At 61.9% G+C, this 22,146-nt stretch carries 23 protein-coding genes; 9 read left to right on the top strand and 14 right to left on the bottom strand.

Annotation, left to right across the window (positions count from 1 at the left end):
* Positions 1 to 2 precede the first annotated feature (2 nt).
* Complete coding sequence (gene hpnN / locus JMY24_RS20570) at positions 3 to 2,618, bottom strand: hopanoid transporter HpnN (RefSeq protein WP_201702757.1); 2,616 nt, start codon at positions 2,616 to 2,618, stop codon at positions 3 to 5.
* Positions 2,619 to 2,840: 222 nt separating this feature from the next.
* Here hpnN and JMY24_RS20565 point away from each other — a divergent pair, with 222 nt between their 5' ends.
* Positions 2,841 to 3,446: an MlaC/ttg2D family ABC transporter substrate-binding protein gene (locus tag JMY24_RS20565; protein ID WP_128584531.1), complete on the top strand. Its 606-nt coding sequence runs from the start codon at positions 2,841 to 2,843 to the stop codon at positions 3,444 to 3,446.
* Between the two features lie 155 nt (positions 3,447 to 3,601).
* On the opposite strand, the gene hpnH is transcribed toward JMY24_RS20565, so the two are convergent.
* Both hpnH and ispH read right to left on the bottom strand, forming a co-directional pair.
* Positions 3,602 to 4,756 (bottom strand): adenosyl-hopene transferase HpnH, encoded by a 1,155-nt coding sequence (hpnH, locus tag JMY24_RS20560; protein ID WP_128584532.1) that lies wholly within the window; start codon positions 4,754 to 4,756, stop codon positions 3,602 to 3,604.
* Between the two features lie 10 nt (positions 4,757 to 4,766).
* The gene (gene ispH / locus JMY24_RS20555; RefSeq protein WP_128584533.1) at positions 4,767 to 5,711 is read right to left on the bottom strand and encodes a 4-hydroxy-3-methylbut-2-enyl diphosphate reductase; all 945 of its coding nucleotides are present in this window, start codon (positions 5,709 to 5,711) and stop codon (positions 4,767 to 4,769) included.
* A gap of 347 nt (positions 5,712 to 6,058) precedes the next feature.
* On the opposite strand from ispH, the gene JMY24_RS20550 reads away from it, so the two are divergent.
* Positions 6,059 to 7,231 (top strand): glycosyltransferase, encoded by a 1,173-nt coding sequence (locus tag JMY24_RS20550; RefSeq protein ID WP_201702792.1) that lies wholly within the window; start codon positions 6,059 to 6,061, stop codon positions 7,229 to 7,231.
* 74 nt (positions 7,232 to 7,305) lie between these two features.
* On the opposite strand, the gene JMY24_RS20545 is transcribed toward JMY24_RS20550, so the two are convergent.
* Both JMY24_RS20545 and hpnA read right to left on the bottom strand, forming a co-directional pair.
* On the bottom strand, positions 7,306 to 7,860 hold the full coding sequence (locus JMY24_RS20545) for a hypothetical protein (protein WP_128598085.1): 555 nt from the start codon (positions 7,858 to 7,860) through the stop codon (positions 7,306 to 7,308).
* Between the two features lie 92 nt (positions 7,861 to 7,952).
* Positions 7,953 to 8,963 carry a hopanoid-associated sugar epimerase gene (hpnA, locus tag JMY24_RS20540; protein ID WP_128598086.1) on the bottom strand — a complete coding sequence of 337 codons (1,011 nt, stop codon included), beginning with the start codon at positions 8,961 to 8,963 and terminating at the stop codon, positions 7,953 to 7,955.
* A 184-nt stretch (positions 8,964 to 9,147) separates the two neighbouring features.
* On the opposite strand from hpnA, the gene JMY24_RS20535 reads away from it, so the two are divergent.
* Positions 9,148 to 9,441, top strand: a complete 294-nt coding sequence (locus tag JMY24_RS20535) for an acylphosphatase (protein ID WP_128584536.1) — start codon at positions 9,148 to 9,150, stop codon at positions 9,439 to 9,441.
* A gap of 58 nt (positions 9,442 to 9,499) precedes the next feature.
* Here JMY24_RS20535 and egtD read toward each other — a convergent pair whose 3' ends face one another.
* Positions 9,500 to 10,480, bottom strand: a complete 981-nt coding sequence (egtD, locus tag JMY24_RS20530) for an L-histidine N(alpha)-methyltransferase (protein ID WP_128598087.1) — start codon at positions 10,478 to 10,480, stop codon at positions 9,500 to 9,502.
* 511 nt (positions 10,481 to 10,991) lie between these two features.
* Here egtD and rarD point away from each other — a divergent pair.
* The gene (rarD, locus tag JMY24_RS20525; protein WP_128584538.1) at positions 10,992 to 11,882 is read left to right on the top strand and encodes an EamA family transporter RarD; all 891 of its coding nucleotides are present in this window, start codon (positions 10,992 to 10,994) and stop codon (positions 11,880 to 11,882) included.
* A gap of 37 nt (positions 11,883 to 11,919) precedes the next feature.
* Here the strand turns inward: rarD and JMY24_RS20520 are convergent, their stop codons facing one another.
* Positions 11,920 to 12,459 (bottom strand): Mpo1 family 2-hydroxy fatty acid dioxygenase, encoded by a 540-nt coding sequence (locus JMY24_RS20520; RefSeq protein WP_128598088.1) that lies wholly within the window; start codon positions 12,457 to 12,459, stop codon positions 11,920 to 11,922.
* Positions 12,460 to 12,549: 90 nt separating this feature from the next.
* Here JMY24_RS20520 and JMY24_RS20515 point away from each other — a divergent pair, with 90 nt between their 5' ends.
* Positions 12,550 to 13,263: a Crp/Fnr family transcriptional regulator gene (locus JMY24_RS20515; protein WP_128598089.1), complete on the top strand. Its 714-nt coding sequence runs from the start codon at positions 12,550 to 12,552 to the stop codon at positions 13,261 to 13,263.
* A gap of 184 nt (positions 13,264 to 13,447) precedes the next feature.
* Here JMY24_RS20515 and JMY24_RS20510 read toward each other — a convergent pair whose 3' ends face one another.
* The 4 genes from JMY24_RS20510 to JMY24_RS20495 all read right to left on the bottom strand — a co-directional run bounded on the left by JMY24_RS20510 (position 13,448) and on the right by JMY24_RS20495 (position 15,743).
* Positions 13,448 to 13,816: a hypothetical protein gene (locus JMY24_RS20510; protein WP_128598090.1), complete on the bottom strand. Its 369-nt coding sequence runs from the start codon at positions 13,814 to 13,816 to the stop codon at positions 13,448 to 13,450.
* 207 nt (positions 13,817 to 14,023) lie between these two features.
* Complete coding sequence (locus JMY24_RS20505; protein WP_128598091.1) at positions 14,024 to 14,284, bottom strand: hypothetical protein; 261 nt, start codon at positions 14,282 to 14,284, stop codon at positions 14,024 to 14,026.
* The gene (locus tag JMY24_RS20500) at positions 14,277 to 15,026 is read right to left on the bottom strand and encodes a DNA/RNA non-specific endonuclease (RefSeq protein ID WP_128584543.1); all 750 of its coding nucleotides are present in this window, start codon (positions 15,024 to 15,026) and stop codon (positions 14,277 to 14,279) included. Before JMY24_RS20500 ends, JMY24_RS20505 begins: the two co-directional genes overlap by 8 nt.
* A 357-nt stretch (positions 15,027 to 15,383) precedes the next feature.
* Positions 15,384 to 15,743: a DUF3564 domain-containing protein gene (locus JMY24_RS20495; RefSeq protein ID WP_020068677.1), complete on the bottom strand. Its 360-nt coding sequence runs from the start codon at positions 15,741 to 15,743 to the stop codon at positions 15,384 to 15,386.
* Between the two features lie 125 nt (positions 15,744 to 15,868).
* Between JMY24_RS20495 and JMY24_RS20490 the strand changes: the two genes are divergently transcribed.
* Positions 15,869 to 16,624, top strand: coding sequence for a DUF4410 domain-containing protein (locus tag JMY24_RS20490; protein ID WP_236597464.1), 756 nt, complete (start codon positions 15,869 to 15,871; stop codon positions 16,622 to 16,624).
* Positions 16,625 to 16,627: 3 nt separating this feature from the next.
* Here the strand turns inward: JMY24_RS20490 and JMY24_RS20485 are convergent, their stop codons facing one another.
* On the bottom strand, positions 16,628 to 18,337 hold the full coding sequence (locus tag JMY24_RS20485) for an acid phosphatase (RefSeq protein WP_201702755.1): 1,710 nt from the start codon (positions 18,335 to 18,337) through the stop codon (positions 16,628 to 16,630).
* Between the two features lie 143 nt (positions 18,338 to 18,480).
* A complete protein-coding gene (locus tag JMY24_RS20480; protein ID WP_128584546.1) occupies positions 18,481 to 18,777 on the bottom strand; it encodes a hypothetical protein in 297 nt (98 codons plus the stop codon).
* 223 nt (positions 18,778 to 19,000) lie between these two features.
* Here JMY24_RS20480 and JMY24_RS20475 point away from each other — a divergent pair, with 223 nt between their 5' ends.
* Positions 19,001 to 19,945 (top strand): IclR family transcriptional regulator, encoded by a 945-nt coding sequence (locus JMY24_RS20475; protein WP_413231260.1) that lies wholly within the window; start codon positions 19,001 to 19,003, stop codon positions 19,943 to 19,945.
* Positions 19,946 to 19,959: 14 nt separating this feature from the next.
* On the opposite strand, the gene JMY24_RS20470 is transcribed toward JMY24_RS20475, so the two are convergent.
* Positions 19,960 to 21,033, bottom strand: coding sequence for a porin (locus JMY24_RS20470; protein ID WP_128598094.1), 1,074 nt, complete (start codon positions 21,031 to 21,033; stop codon positions 19,960 to 19,962).
* 440 nt (positions 21,034 to 21,473) lie between these two features.
* Between JMY24_RS20470 and JMY24_RS20465 the strand changes: the two genes are divergently transcribed.
* Positions 21,474 to 21,788 (top strand): non-heme iron oxygenase ferredoxin subunit, encoded by a 315-nt coding sequence (locus JMY24_RS20465; RefSeq protein ID WP_201702751.1) that lies wholly within the window; start codon positions 21,474 to 21,476, stop codon positions 21,786 to 21,788.
* A gap of 1 nt (position 21,789) precedes the next feature.
* The gene (locus tag JMY24_RS20460; protein WP_128598095.1) at positions 21,790 to 22,101 is read left to right on the top strand and encodes a recombinase-like helix-turn-helix domain-containing protein; all 312 of its coding nucleotides are present in this window, start codon (positions 21,790 to 21,792) and stop codon (positions 22,099 to 22,101) included.
* Positions 22,102 to 22,146 lie beyond the last annotated feature (45 nt).

Below are 22,146 nucleotides of genomic sequence, written 5' to 3'. Positions count from 1 at the left end.
GCTTATATTCCTTTGTGCTTCGCGCGACGTGGGCGCGGCTTGCCCATCAGCACGGGTTGGAAAACCACTGCACCGATGAGTGTGCAAAACAGCGACAGCGCCAGCAGGCGGCCCATGCTGGACGTTCCCGGATGATGCGATAGCCAGAGGCTGCCGAACGCCGTCGCCGTGGTTGCCGCGCTGAACAGGACCGCGTGTGTCAGGCTCGACTGCAACAGGCCGGTCTGCCCATTGCGCCACGCCATCACGAAGTAAATCTTGAACGCCACGCCGACGCCGAGCATCAGCGGCAACGCAATGATATTCGCGAAGTTCAGCGGCATGCCGAACACCACGCACAACTCAAGCGTGACGAGCGCCGACACAAGGAGCGGAACCAGCGTGCGCAGCATGTCGCCAACGCGCCGCAGCGCGATCCACAGCAGGATCGCGATGGACAGCAGCGCCCATCCCGCGGCCTGCAAGAACGCCTTGATGATCGTATCCGCGGAATGAAGGATGGAGATCGGGCCGCCTATCGCGCCGGGCTCGGCCTTTTTGACTGCGTGAGCGAAGCGGGCGAGCGTGGCGTCGTCGTTCGGATCGGTGCCCGGCTTCACCTTCGGCGCGATGTCGACGAGGGCGCGGCCGTCCTTCGACACCCAGCCCTTCGAGATTTCCTTCGGCAAATTGTCCCGCGTGATTTCGGTCGGCTGCAGCAGGTTCTCCAGCTGCTTGAGCGCAATGCGCAGGGTCTCGGACAGCGCGTTTTCCGCGCGGTCGCGCGTGGCGGCGTCGGCGGCGGCGAGCTTTTGCAGCGTGACCGACAGATGTTGCGCTTCGGCGGCGCCTGGGCCGGGATGATCTTCGGCGGCGAGGGAGAGCTGGTTCGACGCGCGCTTGAGCGCGGCGACGCGCACGGCGTCCGTGGCCTGCGGCGCGGGTTGCTGTTGCAGCGCGGGCAGCAATTGCTGGGCGGCGCTTGCGATCAGCATCATCTTTTGTTGCTGCTGCGCGGGAACAAAGGTGTCCAGAGTCGTGACGCGGCCCACTTCGGGCAACGTGCGCAAACGCTCGGCCTTGCGATCGGCGTCGGCAAGCGAGGGCGCGAGCACATGCACGTTGTTCACCGCGGCCTCGGGCGAATCTTTCAGCGACAGCAGTGTGGCCATCGACTCGGTATGCGGATCTTTCAGATGCAGCGGATTGAAGTCGAAGTGCAAACGCGTGAGCAACGGCGATGCGCCAATCACGACGATCAGCGTGCCGATCAACACGGGCTTGCGGTGATGGGCGAGAAAGTCGTCGACGGGTGCGAGCTGCTTGAAGCCCGGCGACACGGCCTCACCCGGCGGGTTGAAGATCTTCAGCAACGCGGGCAGCAGTGTCATGTTGGTCAGATACGCGACGAACATGCCAACACCGGCGATCTCACCCAACTCGGACACGCCGCGGTACGCGGTCGGCAGAAACGAGAAGAAGCTCAACGCGACGGCGACCGCGGCGAGGGTGAGCGGCACGCCGATACTGTGCGCGGTATGGGCAAGGGCGGCGGAAAGACGGTCGTCGCGATTGCGCTCCTCGCGATACTTGACGCCGAACTGCACGCCGAAATCGACGCCCAGCCCGACGAACAGCACCATGAACGCAACCGAGATCATGTTCAGCGCGCCGACCATCATGAGGCCGAGCGCGGCGGTGATCGCGAGTCCAACGAACAGCGTGATAAAGACTGCGGCGATCATGCGTCCTGAGCGCAGCGCGAGCCACAAAATCACCAGCACGACGACGAACGTGCCGATGCCGTTGAGCACCGCGCCGTCTTTAACCGACGCGAACTCTTCGTCCGCGAGCGGCTGTTCGCCGGTCAGACGGACGGTGGCGCCGTAACGCGAGTCCAGATGCAGCGAGGCCGCCGTGTCGCGAATCGCCTGCGACGCGGTTGCGCCCGGCTCGAGCGCATCGTAGTTCACGACCGGCTGCACGACCACGAACGCACGCGCCGGATTGGTCGCTGCGCTTTTGTCGACCAACGCGCGCCACGAGAAAGCGGCCGGCTTGCCGGCCAGCACGAGGTCCAGCGTGTTGGCGCTTTGCGACAACAGGCGGCTCATGTCCGGGAGCTTCACCTGACCGATCTGCAGCGGCAGCAACAAGCTCGTGGTGAGCGTGCCCGCAAGTCCGGTGAGGCTGGGGTCGTGCGCGAGCGTGTTCACGAGCGGGCGCGACTGCACGAGCTGCGACGTGGTCGACATGACCTCTTCGGTCGATGGGAACAGCAGGCCGTTGTGTTCGAAGAACGGCCCGCCGGCGGGCTGCGAGACCGCGACGAATTCCTTCGGCTCCGCTTTGAGCGCCGCAGTCAGCGCGTTCGCCGCGGCGTCGGCAAACTCGGGCGCGCGCGCCTCCACGACGACCAGCACCGTCTCCCCGCGATCGGGAAAGGCCTGGTCCATCGCGTGCTCGAGCGTGGACCATTCCTTGTCGGTTTCGATCAGGCGGCTGATGTCGGTGTTGATCTTGAAGTGATGCGCGACATAGATCCCGCTCAACACGGCGAGCACGATCGACAGTGCGATGATCCGCAACGGATGGCGCACCGAATAGGCGACGAGGCGAACAATAGATGACTTCAGCATGTAGGCGAACTTGGCCTTATCACGGGTGGCATTTTGACGAAAGTGCACAAGTATACAGAGCCAGAGCAAACCGGATCGTATTCGGCAGCAATGCGCGTAGCAAATGCGGCTCCCGGTGCAGGATGAAAGGGCGGGAACGCAATGTCGTTATACTGGTCTATCCAGCTTTCGCCCCGATCTTGCTGGTCGGCGGCACACTCTCTTTCGGGTCTTGTCCAGCGTATGAAACGTTATCTGTCTGCTTTTCTGGCCGCAGCCGTAGTCTCAACGGCTGCCTATGCGCAAAGCGCGCCCGACGCGGTGGTAAAAAGTGCCGTCGAGGGCACGGTCTCAGCCATGAAGGCCGATCCGCAAGCCCGCGGCGGCGATATGGCAAAGATCACGCAACTGGTCGAGACGCGCTTCGTGCCGGCAACGGACTTCCAGCGCACCACGCGCATCGCGGTCGGCAAGGCATGGAGCACCGCCACCCCCGAGCAGCAAAAGCAGCTCTATGAGCAGTTCACGCTGCTTCTCGTGCACACCTATGCTTCGTCGCTTTCGCAGTTGCGCGACCAGGACGTCAAGTTCAAGTTTGCGCCGGTCAATGCGCCGGGCGCCGCGAAAGACGTCGTGGTGCAGTCGCATGTGATCAGCAATGGCGGCGACGACGCAATCGACTACCGGCTTACCAAGGGCCCGTCCGGCTGGAAGATCTACGACATCAACATGATGGGCGCATGGCTGATTCAGGTGTACCAGACACAGTTCGCCGACCAGCTTTCCAAGGGCGGGGTCGACGGCCTGATCAAGTTCCTCACCGCGCATAATGCACGCAGCGGGGGGTAAGCCGGACCGGCAAGCCGATTGCCTTTGAGGCACGAGCAAAACAGCAAAAGAAAAAGCGCGGTGGCCTTTAAAGCCACCGCGCTTTTTTATGCGTGATCATGCCTGGTTATGCGGCGCGATTCAGGAGCGGCGCCAAGACCGCCCCGATTCGACGCTCAGTGTGCAGCCGTAGCCGTCTGCACCTTGCTGCCCTTGCCGGCCACCTTGATCTCTTCGAGCTTGATCTCGACGTGGCGTGAGAACACGTATTCAGCCGGGCGCTGCTTGTCCAGAGGAATGTCCTTGGTGAAAGCACCCGAGGTCTTCGGGCCGCGCAGGCTGACCTTCAATGCCTTCAGCGGATGCGCAACCGTATCCATCACGGCCGTGGCTTCAAAGCCGCAGTGGACCATGCAGTCGGCGCACTTTTCATAGTTGCCCGTGCCGTAATTGTCCCACTCCGTGGTTTCCATCAATTCCTTGAAGGTCTTCACATAACCTTCGCCGACCAGATAGCACGGCTTCTGCCAGCCGAACACCGTGCGCGCCGGGTTGCCCCAAGGCGTGCATTCGTAGGTCTGATTGCCGGCGAGGAAGTCGAGGAACATGGCCGACTGGCTGAACGACCAGTTCTTGCCGTTGTTGCCGCGCTTGAAGATTTCGCGGAACAGATGCTTGGTCTTGTCGCGATTCAGGAAGTGCTGCTGATCCGGCGCGCGCTCATACGCATAACCCGGCGAGACGGTGATGCCGTCCACGCCCATCGGCCCGACCGTGTCGAAGAAAGCGGCAACGCGCTCCGGCACCGCGTCGTTAAACAGCGTGCAGTTGATGTTCACGCGGAAACCGCGGCGCTTCGCTTCCTTGATGGCCGCGACCGCCTTGTCGTACACGCCGTCTTGCGACACCGAATGGTCGTGCATCTGCTGATCGCCATCCAGGTGAACCGACCAGACGAAGTACGGATTCGGCTCGTAGTCGTCCATCTTCTTTTCCATCAGCAGCGCGTTCGTGCACAGGTACACGAACTTCTTACGCGCGATGATGCCCTTCACGATCTGCGGCATTTCCTTGTGCAGGAGCGGTTCGCCGCCTGCAATCGACACCACCGGCGCGCCGCATTCGTCGACGGCGCCAAGGCATTCTTCCAGCGACAGACGCTGATTCAGGATGGGGTCCGGATAGTCGATCTTGCCGCAGCCATTGCAGGCGAGATTGCAGCGGAACAGCGGCTCCAGCATCAGTGCGAGCGGGTAGCGTTTGTTGCCGGAGAGGTGTTGACGCATGATGTATGCGCCGACCCGGACTTTCTGTAGCAGCGGAATAGACAAGACGTCCTCCTTAAACTTCGCGTGCGGCGAGTGGTTGCATCAGCTTCGATGGCAACTTGAATTCAACTTTCTCTTCACGGCCCGCCATCGTCGTGACATCGACGGGCCCCATTGCGCTTAGCGCATCGATTACGTTTCTGACCATTTCTTCCGGCGCCGAAGCGCCGGCCGTGATGCCGATGGTCTGCGCATTCGCAAACCATTCCGGCTTCACTTCTGAACCGTCGGCGACGAGATAGCTCGCCACGCCGCTTTCGCTGCCGATTTCGCGCAGCCGGTTCGAATTCGAGCTGTTCGTTGCGCCCACCACCAGCAGCACGTCCACCTGCTTGCTCAACTCGCGCACCGCGGCCTGGCGGTTTTGCGTCGCATAGCAGATGTCGCGCGTGTCGGGGCCGACGATGTCGGTGAAGCGGCGCTGCAAGGCGTCGATAATGCCACGTGTGTCGTCCACCGACAGCGTGGTCTGCGTGACATACGCGAGCGGCGTATCGACCGGCAGGTGCAGATGCTCGACCTCGGCTTCGCTCTGCACCAGCAGCACCTTGCCCGGGATCTGGCCGATCGTGCCTTCCACTTCCGGATGCCCGGCGTGGCCGATCAGAATCAGCGTGCGCCCGGCGCTCACATATTGACGCCCTTGCACGTGCACCTTGGTGACGAGCGGGCAAGTTGCGTCGAGCACGTCGAGACCGCGGGCTTCCGCGTCGCGCTCAACCGTTTGAGCGACGCCGTGAGCGCTGAAGATCGCCACGGCGCCCTGCGGCACTTCATCGAGTTCTTCGACGAAACGCGCGCCTTTCTGGCGCAGATTATCGACCACGTGACGATTGTGGACAATTTCGTGGCGCACATATACAGGCGCGCCGTGCTGCTGCAGCGCCCGATCGACAATCTCGATCGCACGAACAACGCCCGCACAAAAGCCGCGGGGTTGGGCAAGGATGACTCGCATAAGTTGGCGGACTCCGACTGACGCGGGTTTCGAGCAAGTCGGAAATTCTGACTTTATCGCCGCGACCATCTAATTAATTGACGTCTTGAGCTCCGGCGACGTGCCGGTACAGCAAAACCAAACGCGCATTCTAACGCTATCAGGCCGGCTTTGCTTTGCCGGGGCCGCTACGGTGTTGGGCGCACGCGGCACATGCCCTCGCCTCGCCACAACTCATGCGGAAAAAATTGCACGCTGCACCGCTTTGGCGGAACCCTTAAACTACGTCGTCCTGTGAAGCGCTCGCGCCTCGCAATACAAATGATTCGACGCTTGCTGGAAATCGAGGGTAACGCTTAATGGGGTTGATGGCGGTGATTCTGTTTTTTCTTTCGTGTTTGTCCCTGCTGATCTGGCTCGTGCTGCTGTTCGCCCGCGGCGGCTTCTGGCGCGCGCGTCCCGCCGCGCCGCTTACGCCCGAACCGCGCAGCGCATGGCCCGGCGTGGCCGCCGTGGTGCCTGCCCGCAATGAAGTCGATGTGATCGCGCAGGCCGTTACGACGCTGCTTCAGCAGGACTATCCCGGCGAATTTCACGTGATCGTGGTTGACGACCACAGCACCGACGGTACCGCCGACGCTGCCCGCGCAGCCGCATTGCAGCTGCAATGCCCGGACCGTCTGACCGTTCTGAGCGCGAAGCCGTTGCCCCCGGGTTGGTCCGGCAAGGTGTGGGCGCAGTCGCAAGGCATCGAGGCGGTACGCACGCTTGACTTGCCAGCTGAGTTTCTGTTGCTGACGGACGCCGATATCGGCCATCCCGCGGAGGCCGTCACGCAACTCGTCGTCCGTGCCGACGTGGAAAAGCGCGATCTCGTCTCGCTGATGGTGCGGCTGCGCTGCGACTCCTTCTGGGAGAAAGCGCTTATTCCGGCCTTCGTTTTCTTCTTTGCGAAGCTGTATCCGTTCGCATGGGTCAACAATCCGCGCAATCGCACGGCGGCTGCGGCTGGCGGCTGCATGCTCGTGCGGCGCAGCGCGCTGGAGGAAGCGGGCGGCATCGAATCGATCCGCGCTGAACTGATCGACGATTGCAGTTTGGCGGCGCGCATCAAGCATCGCGGCACCGGGCGCCACCCGATCCGGCTCGACGTGGCGGCGCGAAGCGTGTCCCTGCGTCCTTACGATAGCTGGCGCGACATCTGGAACATGATTGCGCGCACCGCGTTCACGCAATTGCATTATTCGCCGTTGCTGCTGGCGGGCACGCTTGCCGGCATGACGATCATCTACCTGATGCCGCCGGTCGCCGCGCTCGTACTCGGGCCGACGGGCTGGCCCGCGTGGCTCGCCTGGGCCGCCATGTGCTGCGCGTATGCGCCGATGCTGAGCTATTACCGCCGCTCGCCGCTATGGGCGCCGTTTCTGCCGCTCATCGCGCTTTTCTATGTGGGGGCGACGTTTGCGTCGGCGGTGCGCTACTGGCGCGGCAAGGGCGGGCAGTGGAAGGCGCGGGTTCAGGCGCCCGTGCAGGAACGTTGACGCGTTCGCGCGCCACTCTAAAAAGGGTGGCCCGAGGCGGTAACGAAAAAGCGGCGCTTTGCGCCGCTTTTCTTTTAGCCCTTTGTAAGCAGCATGTAGAGCTGAATCACCATGTCCGGTGAAAACGTAAACGGCACCCAGCCGTGACCGGTATGGCGCAATACCAGCAAACGGTCGCCGTTCGACTGCTTCTGCACCGCCATGACCGGATTTTTCGTCGACACGAAACGCCAGCCCGGCGGAATGCCCGGTGGGGGTTCCGGCGTCATCGAGGCGCGCGCGTTCGACAGTTCCTCAATTAGCTGGCCGATCTGCTCCGCGCGCAATGCGACGGTCTGACCGCCGATGGTCATGGTGATTTCATTCTGCGCCGGACGGTTGATTTCCAGCGTGGGCAGAGCCGGGGGCGCAGCGGTTTCCGCTCCGGCTTCGGTGACCGCGGCCTCGGCTTGGGCTTCAACTTCGACCGTTTCCGCTTCGACTTCCGGCACGGCATGTTCAGCCGACGCCTGCTGCGCGTCAGCCTGGTCGCGTGTCTCGGAGATGCTTTGGGCCTGCGGGGCCACGACAGCCTGAATGAGCTGATCGACGCCCACTTCGAGCGCGCCGAGCTGTTCGTGAAGGTTCATGCGAGATTTCTCTGGTAAGACCCGCGATTTTAACTGCTGCGCGTAGGCTTTACCTTCCGCAATTACAGCGACGTTGTAACAAAATGCTCGCGCTACGGCTTGAGATAGCCCGCATGCCGGAACCAGTCGAGCGCATCGCTCAAACCCTCCCGGTACGGACGCGCCCGGTAGCCGAGTTCGCGTTCCGCCTTGGCCGAACTGAAGTACATCTTGTTCTTGGACATCTTCAATCCGTCGACGGTGACGAACGGTTCGCGCTTCGTGAACTTCGCGACCGCTTCCGCACCCATCGCGAGCGGGTAAAGCGGCCAGCGCGGCAAGCTGATGGTGGGCGCCTTGCGGCCGGTGAGCGCCGCGATGTCCGCGAGCATCTGCTGAAGCGGCAAATTTTCGCCGCCAAGAATGTAGCGTTCACCGATCTTGCCGCGCTCGAGCGCGAGAAAGTGCCCGGCCGCGACGTCGTCGACGTGCACGAGATTCAGCCCCGTATCGACGAAAGCGGGAATCTTGCCGAGCGCCGCTTCCACAATAATGCGTCCGGTCGGCGTCGGCTTGACGTCGCGCGGCCCGATGGGGGTGGACGGGTTGACGATCACCGCCGGCAGGCCGTCCTTGGCGATCATGCGTTCCACCGCGCGCTCGGCCAGCACCTTGCTGCGCTTGTAGACGCCGATGGCCTGGTCGGCTTTGAGCGGCGATGTTTCATCGGCTGAATTGCCGGAGCTCGTCACCTTGAGCGTGGCCACGCTGCTCGTGTACACGATGCGCTCGACGCCTTCCTTCAACGCGGCGCGCATGGTCGCCTCGGTGCCTTCCAGATTCGAGCGCTCGATTTCGCTCGGGTCCGGCGCCCACAGCCGGTAATCGGCGGCGACGTGCAGCAGATAGCGCACGCCGCGCAGCGCGTTGCGCATGGACGCTTCGTCGCGCATATCGCCGACGACGATTTCCGCGTCGAGCGACTCGAGGTTCTGACGCGGACTGGTGGCGCGCACCAGCACTCGCACCTTGAAGCCCTTCTGTTGCGCAATGCGTGCCACCGACGAGCCGACAAAGCCGGATGCGCCGGTCACGAGCACGAGATCGCCATTCTGTTCGGTCATTCTGTTTCCGTTCCCTGCGTGACAGTCGAGGGATTGTACGTGGCGCGCGGGGGCCGCGTCGCCCACGCCCCGCGCACTGAGCGTTGACGACCGTCGACGCGGTCATTTCAACCCACGTTCCGCAAGCAGGCTCGCCGCGACGCGACTAGAATGCCGGCTTGAAAGACTGTGAGGAGAGAACGGCATGGCCCCTGATCTGGATGAGCGGATCGAAACGTATTACGTGCGCGTGCGCGGCACCGTGCAGGGCGTCGGCTTTCGTCACGCGACCGTGCGGCAGGCGCACGCGCTGGGCATCAAGGGATGGGTTGCGAATCTCGACGACGGCTCGGTCGAAGCCATGTTGCAGGGCACGGCGAACCAGGTCGACCGCATGCTGTCGTGGCTGCGGCACGGGCCGCCGGCGGCGCGCGTGACCGAAGTGGCCGGTGAAGAGCGCGTGACCGAGAAACGCTACGAGCGGTTTGAACAGCATTGAAGGGCGTTTAACCACATCGGCCACGGTGAGAGCCCGCCGCCCCTTTAGCCGTTCGGGGCTATCGCGCTATCAGCAGGCTTTCGGCAAATCCCCACTCGCTTTCCAGCCACTGGTGGCTGCACGCGAAGCCCGCATCGTCGGCGATCGCGGGCATTTCGTCGGCGCGATACTTGTGGCTGCTCTCGGTCCAGATCGTTTCGCCTGCCTTGAGCGACACCGTCAAATTCGCGGCCGCGATATGCGCGGTGACGTCACGCTTTGCACGCAAATGCATTTCGATACTGCGCGCGTCCGGATTGAAACGCGCGACGTGCTCGAATGCATCGAGAGGAAAATCGCCGCCGAGTTCGCGATTGATCCGCGCGAGCAGATTCAGGTTGAACGACGCCGTGACGCCGATTGCGTCGTCGTAAGCGGCGATCAGCATGGGCGTCGGCTTGATGAGGTCGGTGCCGAGCAGCAACGCGTCGCCGGGCGCCAGCATGTTGCGGATGTCGCGCAGAAAGCGCGTTGCCGCCAGTCTGCCGAAATTGCCGATCGTACTGCCGAGAAAAAGTACGAGTAAGCGCTCGTCGGCTGCGCGCTTTTTGCTGACTTCCGCGAGACCGGCCAGATAATCGCGTTCATAACCGACGATAGAAATCCGCTCGATGTCGCCTAGTTCGCGCCTGCACAACTGCAACGCGGTGCGCGAAATTTCAATCGGGCAGTAAGAAGTGGGGCGCTTTTTACACAGCGCTTCGAGAATGCGGCGCGTTTTGCGGCCGCTGCCGCTGCCGAGTTCGGCGACGGTTACGTCGTGCGGAAGGTGCTCGACAATGTCCACCGCGTGCTTCGCGAGCAGTCGCTCTTCAGCGCGTGTCACGCCGTATTCCGGCAGCACGGTGATCACTTCGAATAAAGCGGAACCGACTTCGTCGTACAGATACTTCGAGGGCAACTCTTTCTGCGGTGTATGCGTGAGGCCGGTGCGGACGTCGGCGGCGAAAGCGGAGCGTTGATCGGGTGATGCGTCGTGCGAGAGGGCTGGCTGGGTCATGGTGGCTCCAGTAGTCACATTCGATGAGCGGGATGGGTGGCCGGAGGCCGCACGCGTAATCGAAGCCGATTGATGCGTGCTGCGGAGGAAGCGGGCCGTCATGCGGGCCCGGCTCGTTGATGTCGCAAACGCTGGTTGCAAACGCTGCAGCAGAAGCTGGAAGCAAGATTCGCGCTTGAGCGACGGAGTTGCCTTGTCGAACGCGCGCGGGTGTCTCCCGCGCGCGTGAAGTTATGTTCTAGTTCATCGACGCGCGTTCTGCACGGATTAATTGCCGTCGCAAGAATGAAAGCAACGCGTGGTGTGCCCATGCCGCGTCGATAATCCGGCTAGAATGCCCGGCTTGCATCGCAGGATAAAACTACAAAAAGCGGCGCGCGACACGCGCTGCGGCTCTCGGACCTTCACTTCGAATGACAACGACAATCGCGGTGCGCCGCCATGTTGCGCCGCATCCGCATCCGCATGCGCTCGCGCCGCACGGCGAAGCTCCCGCACAGCGGGGCGCACGATGAATCACTATTCGCCCAAACGCGGCATTGCCTTATCGGTTAGCGCCTGCGCGATGTTCGCGCTGCTGTCGGCCTACGCGACGCTGCTCACACCGCTCACCGGCCTGGATATTTTCGCGTGGCGCATCGTCTGGACCGTGCCGGGCGCGCTGCTGCTGGTTGCCTCGCGCAAGCGCATGCCGATTCTGCGGCAGCTTCTTTACCGGATGGTGACGCAGCCCGCACTCGGCGTCGCCATGCTCGCCGCCGCGGCGTTGCTCGGCGCGCAATTGTGGGTGTTTCTGTGGGCGCCGCTGCATGGCCGCATGCTTGAGGTATCGCTCGGCTATTTCCTGTTGCCGCTCGTGATGGTACTGGTCGGGCGCTTCTACTATCACGAACGTCTCGATGGTTTGCAGTGGGCGGCGGTGATATGCGCGGCCGCGGGCGTGGGTCATGAACTGTGGGTGACGGGCGCTTTCTCGTGGCCGACGTTGCTCGTCGCGCTCGGCTATCCGCCGTACTTCGTGTTGCGGCGCAAAATCAAGCAGGATTCGCTCGCACTGTTCACCGTCGAGATGATTTTGCTGTTGCCTGTGGCAGTGGCGATGATCGTGACCGGCGGGTCGCTCACGCTGATCTCGGGACGCCTCGACATGTGGCTCCTGCTGCTGCCGGGGCTTGGCGCGTTGAGCACGCTCGCGCTGGCTTCGTATCTGACCGCGAGTCGCCTATTGCCCGTCGCGTTGTTCGGCATTCTTGGCTATGTCGAGCCGGTTTTGCTCGTGCTCGTGTCGATCACGTTGCTCGGCGAAACGTTGAGTGCCGCGCAATTGGCCACGTACATTCCGATCTGGATCGCGGTCGTGCTGACAGCGTTGCACAGCGTGCGGCTCGTGCGCTTTGCGTGAGACCCAAGCGCCGGCGACAGTTCCAGGCTGCGCGCTTTTACTCGTGCGCCGTCGCGCGTTGTTCGTTCGTCGGCGTCGGCCCCAGATCTCTTTCTATCGCTTCGCGTAGCGCAGGCCGCCAGCCGATGTGGAACAACGCTTCGGCCAGCACGAACAGTGGGCCGATCAGAAGGCCGATCACGTCGTCGACAAAAGCCGGCTTGCGGTGCTCGTAGGCAATGTGGCCGATGAACTGAAACACCCAGCCGGTCGCGAAGAGTCCCACGCCGGTTGCCAGCCAGACCGACGTTGACTGCGCCGCGATCCACTGGCCAAACGCGATGCAAAGCGCGGATACCGCTGTCATCAGCAGACCCAGCGACGCGTCGAGCACCAGGTAATAGAGCGTGGCCGCGGAGAACAACAGCCATGCGGGCGATAGTGTCAACGGCGGCGCGGCGAGCGCGAAAGCCGGACGGCTCAGCAGCACCGCCAATGCAAGCACGATCATTGGGATGCCGATGAAATGCGTGGCGATATTGCGCCGGTCGCGATGGTAAGCCGCATATTGCGTAAGCTGTTGCGTCAGCGTTCTCATGGATGCCGCTCCTGCGTCAAAGCCAGCATAATCGCGGCGATTGGAATTTGAAACCATCGGGTAGCCGACAGTCGGAACAAGCGCGATTCAATGACCGCAAGTCTTCCTCGTACTCAGCTTGCCACGCTGCTTTCAGACAGCGCATGGTTTCGCTCGGCCCCGGCGGCTTTGCAGGCCCAATTGATCGACGCGGGCCGAATCGAACGCCTCGCCGCTGGCGAGCGTCTCTTCATGCGCGGCGATCCAGATGACGGCATCTATTGCGTGCTTGGCGGCGCCGTGCGAATCGGCGCAGCGAGTGCGAGCGGCACGGAAGCATTGCTCGCTGTGATCGAACCGGTGAACTGGTTCGGTGAGATTGCGCTGTTTGACAATCGTCCGCGAACGCACGACGCGTATGCCGAACGCGATACCGAACTGTTTCATGTGACGCGCGCCGCACTCGCCGGGCTGCTCGAACGCACGCCTGCGCATTGGCACACAATCGGATTGCTGCTCACGCAAAAACTGCGTCTCGCCTTCGACGCGATAGAAGAAGCCGCGTTGCTGCCCGCCGCGCAACGCGTAGCGCGGCGGCTGTTGCTGATGGCTGGCGGATATGGCGAGGCCGGCACTATGCGGCGCGTCATCAACGTGCCCCAGGAAGATCTCGCGATGATGCTGGCACTGTCGCGGCAGACCATCAACCAGGTGCTCAAGCAGTTTGAAACGCAGGGCGCGGTGAAGCTCGGCTATGCGGAAATCCGGATAGTCGACGAGCGCAGACTTCGCGAGCTTGCGCAGTTGAGCCCAGGTGCACATTGACGGCTTGAAAGCGGCTTCGCCGCGCGATTGCCATAGATTGCCACTGTTACGACAACGCGAAAGCTGGCATAAAAAAAGGCGAGTCATACGACTCGCCCTCCCTGAACGGCATTGCCCGGCTTCGATTATTTGCTTAATTCTTCTAATGCATGCGTGGCCGGTGCGTGCCGGAACCGTGCACGTGTTATTGCGTTTTGGTCGTGCCGGTCTTGGCGCCGTCAGCGCTCACCGGCGCATTGCTGGCCTCTTGCGCGCCGTCCGTTTTCGTTTTCGCCGTGCTGGAATCGGCCGGAGTCTTCTTCACTGCGTTGTGTTTCTTCGCGGCGTGCTTGGAAGAAGTCTTCACATGCGACTTCGCGGTCGTGCTCGAAGGTGCTTTAGCGTGGGTGGTGGCTGTCGTGTCATTCGACGCGCCGGTTTGCACGGCGGTGCTTGCCTTAAGATTCGCCTGGCCCGCGGGCTGCGTTGCTTCGGACGGTGCGGGTGCGGCCGTTTGAGCGAAAGCGGTTGACACGAGCAGAGCGGAAGCGAGAGCAGCGAAAAGCGTCTTCATGGTGTGACTCCTTGTTGAACCGGTGGATTCCTGTGGATTCCTGCGAGTTTCTGTTTCGCGGCTGGATTGTTCAGCGCTGCCGGTTTAACGCAGTCCGGAGGACAGCAGTTGACGATGTTCTGGTGACAAAACGTAACCGCAGAAACATATCGTGCTGCTGACTACTCTTCCGGCCTTCCCGCTCTCGACGCAATAAGACTCCAAACGTTAGTTGAATGGATTGTCCACAACACCCGGTTTTGCATCCGGTTCGTCTTTCACTTTAGCGGGCAGCCCCGGATGCGCCTGCAAGGCCGCGACGATTGCATCCACCGCTTCCTTCAATGCGAGCGCGGCCTTCAGCCCTCGCTGGTCTTGCGTCAGTTCGAGCGTGCCGTTCAGCACGACGCGCTTTGCGCCGTTGCTCACGGTCATTGCGTCGCCTTGAATGTTGAGTACGTCGTCGTCGTTCGAATAGGGTTTAAACACCTTTGAGTCCTCCCGGTCGCTGATCTTTGAGGTTCTCCGGAATGCCCGGAAAGCGAATGCCCGATGCTGCTTCGAGTTCGTGAATCGTTCTGATGTCGTAGCGGTTCGTGGACACATTGTCGACCACTACCGAGAACGCCAGTTGCCGCGAAGGTACGTAGACGACCTTGAACAACTGGGTTGGAACGAACACGCGCGTGGGTCCGATTGTTTGCAGTTGCTGGCCGCTGAACATTGGACCCGTGACGACATACGTGTCGTCATAAGCCATGGCGATTTTACGCACTGACGTTTCAATGCGCGCCCACAGCCGTTGATTGTTTTCGCGATTTTGCGGCACGATGTTCGCGAGCGAAAACGACTGCGCCATGGCTTGCTCATTCCAGCGATTTCCCGCGGGACTCATATGTCCGCGATCGAAGCCGCTGCGCTTGTAATCGGCGAGCGTTGCGCCTTCGCCGTCGGGCAAGCGCGCGTCTTCGAAGAACTTGTTGGTGCGCACCATGTCTTTGGCGGCTTCGATATGGTCGCGCGTCAGGTGTTCGGCGGACCACAATGGACCGTGTGTGATGCCCGAATGCATGACGGCGAAATCGCTATAACAAAGCATGCGCGCTTTGGGCGCCATCTTCTGATTGGTCAGAACCGGCCATTGCGCATTTGGTGTGAACTGGGTGCAGGAGGGCGCCGCAATTGCGTGAGCGGCGACCACAACGAGCAGACTGGCGAACCACTTCTTCATGGGTTGATCGGTGAAAAGAGAGGGGCGCAAAGTATAGCGTTGAGCGTGGCTATTGAGCGATGTAAAACGGGTGGGAGAGCGTAGAGAAGAGCGGCAATGCAATGCTCGCGCGCCGAAGCAGGTACATGACGCGGTGTCGCACGGGCAAAAAAAATGGGCCGCCTTGCGGCGACCCGAATGCGTGGACTTCCGACACTACGCAGGCAAACTTAAGGCAAGCTTAAATGCATGCGTCGCGTAAACCGGTCCATTAGATCGTGAAGAGCGGACAGTGCGGAGTGGCGGGTTAAACGATTCCATCCGCGCGTCCGGCGACGCGCGGGTGGGAACATCGACCGAGCAGAAAGGACGCTGGAATTAATTGCCGAACACGCTGTTCTCAGCGCGGACGTTTTGACGATCGACCGCTTGCAAGCGCCAGAAGCCGCTGGTCGGCGCACGATTGCGCACGGCGGTCCACGCCGCGTCGCCTTGAGCGGCGCTCACGCGCTGCTTACGGTCGACGTGCAATCCACGCAGCGTACACAACGGCGCGTCCGTGCTTGGCGCGCACAATGTCGTCACGCCGCCTTCGTCGCGTAATTCGCCCCACGGGGGCAGATCGATCCCTTGATGCGCTTCCCTCGACCACCGGCGTTGGTCGGTGTCGAGCCATAGCACAGCGTAGTCATGACTGACGGTGGGATCGGAACCGTTAATGAGAATGGTCAGGCGCATATCAGTTCCGTGCAAAGTACTCAGAATAGCTTTAACAGTCTATGTCGCGACGCCGGTTATTCAAGGCAAATGGTAAGACTTGTGCACGAAAAATCCGACGCTGGATACACACGGCTGTACCATGTTTGCGTCGCGATCCGGCCTCCGCTTTCCACCCGCGCGAACTTGCTTCTTCGTTGTCGCTGCACCGATCCTGGAGACGTGTCATACAGCTTCGATTTCTGCGTTTTGTCGCGCTGGCCGCGTGCATAAGCGCGGCGCCGGCGCCTGGTTTTTCAGCGGATAACGCGCCGTTCGCCGAGCCCGCGCCGATCGTCTACGTATCGGATTTCGAACTGGACGTCGCGAACGTCGCACCGGACAGCGGCCCCGGCCAACGCGTGCGCCGTCTGCGAGGTCTATTGCCGAGCGGGCCGGGACCGTTGGACCATGACGCGAATCCGCAGGAACACGCAAAGAACATCGTCAACGAAATGGCGGAGGCGCTCACGGCCGATCTGCGCCAGGGCGGCGTCGACGCACGGCGCATCGCGTCTGGTCAGACTTTGCCGGCGGCGGGCTGGCAAGTGCGCGGTGTGTTCCTGAGCGTCGACGAGGGCAACCGTCTGCGGCGCGCCATGGTCGGTCTGGGCGCCGGTCAGAACGACATTCAGGTCGCGGTGTCATGCGACAGTCTTGCATCGGCGAATTTGCCGCCTCTCTATGAAGCCGTGGAAGAGGCCGACAGCAAGCACGCGCCCGGCGCTGCCATCAAGCTCAATCCATACGTGATCGCAGCGAAGTTCGTCATGGCAAGCGGCGACGAGAAGAAGACGATCAAGAAAACGGCTCAAGAGATTTCCGATGCCGTAGTCGCCAGGCTTCACGCCGCCGCGCAGTGATCGTCAGGCCAGATCTAGCGGCGCGGTCAAATCGCCAAGCGGCGCCAGACCGTTCCTTGCGAACGCGCGGTCGCGCGCCATGACGCCGTCGAGCGGCGCGAGTCCATGCACGCGGCTGATCAGGCGAAGAATCGAGTTCGTGTCGTACACGGTGTGATCGACATAGCCTTTTTTAGCGAGCGGTGAAATCACCAGCGCCGGAATCCGCGAGCCCGGACCCCAGCGGTCGCCGTTCGGCGGCGCGACCGGATCCCACCAGCCGCCGTTTTCGTCGACGGTGACAATCACGACCGTATGAGCCCATTGCGGACCCTTCTGAATATGCTCGATCACGCGTGAGATGTGCCGGTCGCCGGATTCGACGTCCGCGTAGCCGGCGTGCATGTTCAGATCGCCCTGCGGCTTGTAGAAGGTGACGGCGGGCAGACGTCCCGCGTCGATGTCGGCGATCAGGTGGTTGGTCGATGCGTCGCTGCCGAGGCCCGCATCACGCAGATATCTGCGCCGCGCGGGCGTGCCAGGCGCGTAGTTGGCGAAATAGTTGAACGGCTGATGGTGATACTGGAAGTCGGGCACGGCGCCGGTGTCTTGATGTTCCAGCGCGTATTGCCATGCCCCGCTGTACCACGCCCAATCGACGCCCTTGTCCGTGAGGCGGTCGCCGATCGTCGCGTAATTCTGTGGCGGCAGCACCCGCGGATTCGTCGCATCGGCGAAAGCCGGGTTGCCGCCTTCCGCCGGGCGCACGTTGCTCGGCTGGTAGGGCGGAGCCATTGTATTCACGGCATAGCCGTCGGCGGTAAATGCGCCGTCATTGACGAATTTCGGCGGACCGTCGAGTGCCGATGCCGGCGAGTCCGGCGCGAGCTTCAGCCGGGCGCCGGTAAGGTCGTCGCCCTCGACTACGGAAACCATCTTCCTGGCCGGGCTGTTGTGCACGTCCGGATAGAACGGCGCCTGCGCCGAAATCAGGAAAATGTGGTTCAGCCACGAGCCGCCAAACGCGGCCATGAAAAAGTTGTCGCATAGCGTGTATTGCTGCGCGAGACTCCAGAGCTTCAGCGTGTCGGCGGAGTTTCGGTAATGCCCCATGACGAGCCCGCCCGAATCGCCCCACGCCGCGAACTGGTTGTTGCGCCCGGCGTTGATCTGCATCTGGTTCTGATAAAAGCGATGCACGAGATCGCGCGTGATCACGCCAGTGGGCAATGGCGCGCCTTGCGCATCGGTCAGGTGGAAAGGTCCATTGCGCAGATTGCCGATGTCCTTCTGGCCGATCATGTAGCGCTTGCCGTCCACTTCCTGCGCCTGTGGCACAAGGCCGCCCCAGATGGCAGGCAGGCGCGGCATCGGCGTCTTGCCGTCGCGGTCGAGTTGCAGATATCGCTCGGCGGTTACTGCATCGAGCGGATGCTGGATGCCTGGGAAATTGCCATAAAGGTTCGCGAAGCTGCGGTTTTCCGCGTAGATCACCACGATCTGCTTGACCTGGTCGCGCAGCGCGGCGTCGAGCCGTAAGTCCGCGGCGGTACGCGGTGCTACGCCGCTCGCGGCTTGTTCGGTCTTGCAGGCGGTCAGCGCGAGTCCGATGCCGACGGCCGCAAGGCCGGTAAGAACGCGGCGGCGCTCGGGATTGTGCGGATCGTCTGCGGCGCTGGAGGCGTTCTCCGGGCTCTCGGGGCTCGGCGGCAGGGAGGAGTCGTGGTCTGTCATCGGTCGGTTCCGAAGTGCGCGTGACGAGCGCTCAAGTGCGGCTCGGGGCGGCGCGCGAAACGCCGGCGGAAGCTACGATTCGCTGCGGATACGGCTGGACGTACAGTTGAACTACTGCATCAATGGATGCGGCGGTTTTGCGGCTAAGGCAATCGGCGTTTGACGCGCCAACTGTTGTGCGTTGCATCGACGGCCAGCAGTAGCCAATGTCTCGCGTTGACAGGGTGGCGCTTCTGCGTCGCATAGCCGTCTACTGTCAATTCGAGTTCGTCGTGCGCTCGCAGATGACAGGTGGCGTTAGCGCCGGAGCCGTCTGCGAACTCGACGACCGCGACCACCGCGGCGGCCCCTCGCTCGGACTCTGGCAAGTGCGCTATGTGCACCGCACACCCAGGATAGAGATGCGAATCGGCAACCTGAATCTGCACGGAATCAGACATGAGCGTGGCCTCCGGACGCTTGAGCGGAACGAAGGCGTGGCAGCGAGGCCTCGCGCAGCGGACCGCATCAAAGCATAGCACCGCAAAGACGCTATGATGCTGATCTGACCTCGATGAACAGCAGAAAACGGCAGCCAAGATGGCAAAAGAAGAGCAGACAGGAGCGGGACGCAAGCAGGCCAAGCCACGCGCTATGGCAGCGCCGGCGTCGCATCACGAGAGCATGTCGTCGGCGCAAAAAGGCGGCGTTGATTCGACTCATTCGACCCGTTCCAACGCCAGCAGCGCCAGCACCGCCAGCACCATTGGCGCCGCTAGTACCGACGAAGACAGCGCCGGCGGCTCGACTTATCTCGTGCCGGGCCTGGAGCGCGGGCTGCGCATTCTCTCCGAATTCAGCGCGCGCGAGCCGGTGCTAGGCGCGCCGGAATTATCGAAGCGCATCGGCATTCCGCGCACTACCACCTTCCGTTTATTGCAGACGCTCGAAGCGCTCGGCTTTCTGGAGCGGGTCAATGGCGACCGTTACTTCCGCCTGAGCGTCGCAGTGTTGCGGCTCGGCTTCGAATATCTGAATTCGCTCGAATTGACCGACGTGGGCACGCCGATTCTCGAACGTCTGCGCGACGCCACGGGCCTGAGTTCGCATCTGCTGATCCGCGATCAGCGCGACGTGGTGTTCGTCGGCAAAGCGCAAACACATGAGCCGATGTTCAGTTCGGTAAAAGTGCACGTCGGCACGCGTTTGCCGGCGCATGCCACCGTGCACGGCCAGGTGCTGATGGGCGACCTTACTTTCGACGAGTTGCGTCAGTTGTATCCCGAACCGCAACTGGAGCGTTACACCGAGCGCACGCCGGCCACCGTTGAAGAGTTGTATGGAAGAGTGCGCGAGAGCGCGGCGCTCGGCTACGCGTTGAGCGAGGCGTCGTTCGAGCGGGGCATCTCCGTGGTGAGCGCGCCGGTGCGCGACCAGAGCGGCAAAATCGCGGCTGCGTTGACGGTCACGATCCCGCGTTCCGATCTCGGCGAGACCGAAGAGCGCGAGCCGCTCGTCACCGCCGTTTGCCAGGCGGCGCTCGAGTTGTCCGAGCGGCTCGGCCACCGTCCGCGCGCGGACGAACCGACAGTGATGCAGGCTCGTCGCAAACCCGTCGCGGCGAGCTAGTTCCGAGCGTCGGATCAGAACGAGTGGTGAATACCGGTCAGGATGATCGTCTGGTTCCGGCCACTCGACACGCCCGCCGTGAAGAAAGCGGCGTCCGTATTGGACCCCGCGCGCTCGTACAAAGCATTCACGTATAACTGCGTCGATTTGGACAACGCATAAATGTCGCCGATTTCAAACTGCGTCCAGCGGTGGCCGGCCAACGTCGTGGTTGCGGCGCCCCCGGCTACGCTGTTGAACGGCGTGAACTGATAATTCGCACCGACGTCGTAGCTCTGATACGTGTCCGAATGTCCGGCCGACTCCAGCTTCACCCGCGTGTACAAGCCGTGCACGAGCAGCTTGCCGAACTGATATGACGCGCCCGCGCCCATGTTCTGCACCTTGTCGGCGCTGTAGTTGGCTGCCGCGACACCCTGAAAAGTCGTAATGCCCGTAGTCACGATCGACGGCGTTCGATTGTGCTCGTTCGCATACGCTGCACCGGCCTTGAACGGACCGTTCGCATAGCTAAGCGCAAAACTCAACGTCTTGCCGGTCGAGAAGTTGGTGGTGTTGCCGAGGCCCATCATCGCGCCGACCGAAAAGCCGTTGAAACTCGCGGACCGGAACTTCACCGAATTGTCGAACGGCACGACTCCCGTGTCCGCGAGTTCGTCGATATTGCCGGGGTGGAACGCGTACCAGCTGGCGGCGAGATAAGCCGTGCTCAGCGGGCCCAGCACATCAAAGCTGAACGGCGTCTGATGGCCGAGTGTCACCGTGCCGATCTTGTCCGAACTCAGACCGACAAACGCCTGGCGATTGAATAGCGTGCCCGACTTGGCGAAGGCACCGGTGTTCGTATAAAAGCCGTTCTCCAACTGAAAGATCGTCTTCAGACCGCCGCCGAGATCCTCCACACCCTTCAGGCCCCAGCGGTCCGGCTGCATGTTGCCCTGTTCCTCGATCCACTTCGAGTGGCCGCCGACATTGCTGATATACGCGATCCCGGCATCCAGGCTGCCGTATAGCGTCACACTGCTCTGCGCCCATGCGCCTGTGGTTGCGCAGACTGCCGTCAAGCCGGCTGCAATGATGTGCTTCACCGTTGGTTCTCCTGATCTCACGACGAATCGCTCGCGCGAATTCCGACGTCCCTGATCCTTTGCTGTGGGGTTGATGCAGTCTGGGTTTATGCGCCAAAACTGCTACGCTTTATGTTCCACCTATGGGCGTTCGTATCGCCTATGGAAAAGTATAATGACTTCGAAACTGATCAAAATAAATTTTCGGTGTCCGTAGAAACCCGCATCTGCGCAGCGAGTTTCGAGCCCACAAAGCGCTCAAAGCCCCGCGCTGCAAGGCATAGCTCGTACGCGTGTCCGTCCTTGCAGTCCTCGCAATGATGTGTTGTGGACGCCACACTCAGTGTTTTCCCCTAACGCTCCAGATTTTTATTTTGTCCCGCCGATGTCGCTCCTATAATTATCCATACACGAACTGATGTTCCTTATGTGGAACACAGAGCTTCAGGAGAAGGCGAGAAATGACTGAACAATGGCGCTGCGCCGGCCATGCCGGCGACCTGTCCGAAGATGCGCCGCTCGAGTTCAAGCTCGACGGCGCGGAGATCGGCATCTACAAGGTGGGCGATGCGCTGTACGCGCTGGAAAACGTCTGCCCCCACGCGTACGCGTTGCTGACGCAGGGCTTTGTCGACGGCGATACCGTCGAATGCCCGCTGCACGAAGCCGTGTTCCATATTCCGACGGGCAAGTGCCTGAAAGAGCCTGGCGGCCGCGACCTGAAGGTGTATTCGGTCCGCCTTGCCGGCGAAGAAATCCAGATCAAGGTGGAATGACATGCGAGAGGTAGCCGTGAACTTCAATCCCTTCCTGAAGCCGTGGCTTGCGCCGCAGCCGAATAACGTCGCTGGCAAGGGCGTAATCGAAAAGCCGGGCGAGACAGAAAACTTCATCTGGCAAACGCGCAAGGCTGAGCCGACGCAATACGAAAACGACTTCGGCGATGCGCTCGAAAAAGTCTTTGAAGCCGGCGCGGTGGAGTTGCAGGAAGTCGTCGACGGTTTGAACGGCATTGGCTTTCGCACGCCGGAAGGCAATGCGTGGAACGCCGATCGCCTCGCCGCCGAATTCCGCCTGCTCGCCGAATAAGCGCGCTATTCCGAACACGTTTCCTCGCATCCGCATCCGGAGTCT

This window comes from Paraburkholderia kirstenboschensis (assembly GCF_904848585.1).
Taxonomy (GTDB): Bacteria; Pseudomonadota; Gammaproteobacteria; order Burkholderiales; family Burkholderiaceae; genus Paraburkholderia; species Paraburkholderia kirstenboschensis.
This window is presented reverse-complemented; position numbering and strand designations above follow the sequence as displayed.

Coding starts and splice junctions, on each gene's coding strand:
- JMY24_RS20535 (WP_128584536.1), top strand. CDS start 9,148: ATGGCCCCTGATCTGGATGAGCGGATCGAAACGTATTACGTGCGCGTG.
- JMY24_RS20475 (WP_413231260.1), top strand. CDS start 19,001: ATGTCGTCGGCGCAAAAAGGCGGCGTTGATTCGACTCATTCGACCCGT.
- JMY24_RS20480 (WP_128584546.1), bottom strand. CDS start 18,777: ATGTCTGATTCCGTGCAGATTCAGGTTGCCGATTCGCATCTCTATCCT.
- JMY24_RS20465 (WP_201702751.1), top strand. CDS start 21,474: ATGACTGAACAATGGCGCTGCGCCGGCCATGCCGGCGACCTGTCCGAA.
- JMY24_RS20545 (WP_128598085.1), bottom strand. CDS start 7,860: ATGAACCTTCACGAACAGCTCGGCGCGCTCGAAGTGGGCGTCGATCAG.
- JMY24_RS20520 (WP_128598088.1), bottom strand. CDS start 12,459: ATGAGAACGCTGACGCAACAGCTTACGCAATATGCGGCTTACCATCGC.
- JMY24_RS20550 (WP_201702792.1), top strand. CDS start 6,059: ATGGCGGTGATTCTGTTTTTTCTTTCGTGTTTGTCCCTGCTGATCTGG.
- JMY24_RS20495 (WP_020068677.1), bottom strand. CDS start 15,743: ATGCGCCTGACCATTCTCATTAACGGTTCCGATCCCACCGTCAGTCAT.
- egtD (WP_128598087.1), bottom strand. CDS start 10,480: ATGACCCAGCCAGCCCTCTCGCACGACGCATCACCCGATCAACGCTCC.
- JMY24_RS20485 (WP_201702755.1), bottom strand. CDS start 18,337: ATGACAGACCACGACTCCTCCCTGCCGCCGAGCCCCGAGAGCCCGGAG.
- JMY24_RS20460 (WP_128598095.1), top strand. CDS start 21,790: ATGCGAGAGGTAGCCGTGAACTTCAATCCCTTCCTGAAGCCGTGGCTT.
- rarD (WP_128584538.1), top strand. CDS start 10,992: ATGAATCACTATTCGCCCAAACGCGGCATTGCCTTATCGGTTAGCGCC.
- JMY24_RS20565 (WP_128584531.1), top strand. CDS start 2,841: ATGAAACGTTATCTGTCTGCTTTTCTGGCCGCAGCCGTAGTCTCAACG.
- hpnN (WP_201702757.1), bottom strand. CDS start 2,618: ATGCTGAAGTCATCTATTGTTCGCCTCGTCGCCTATTCGGTGCGCCAT.
- JMY24_RS20500 (WP_128584543.1), bottom strand. CDS start 15,026: ATGAAGAAGTGGTTCGCCAGTCTGCTCGTTGTGGTCGCCGCTCACGCA.
- JMY24_RS20510 (WP_128598090.1), bottom strand. CDS start 13,816: ATGAAGACGCTTTTCGCTGCTCTCGCTTCCGCTCTGCTCGTGTCAACC.
- JMY24_RS20515 (WP_128598089.1), top strand. CDS start 12,550: ATGACCGCAAGTCTTCCTCGTACTCAGCTTGCCACGCTGCTTTCAGAC.
- hpnA (WP_128598086.1), bottom strand. CDS start 8,963: ATGACCGAACAGAATGGCGATCTCGTGCTCGTGACCGGCGCATCCGGC.
- ispH (WP_128584533.1), bottom strand. CDS start 5,711: ATGCGAGTCATCCTTGCCCAACCCCGCGGCTTTTGTGCGGGCGTTGTT.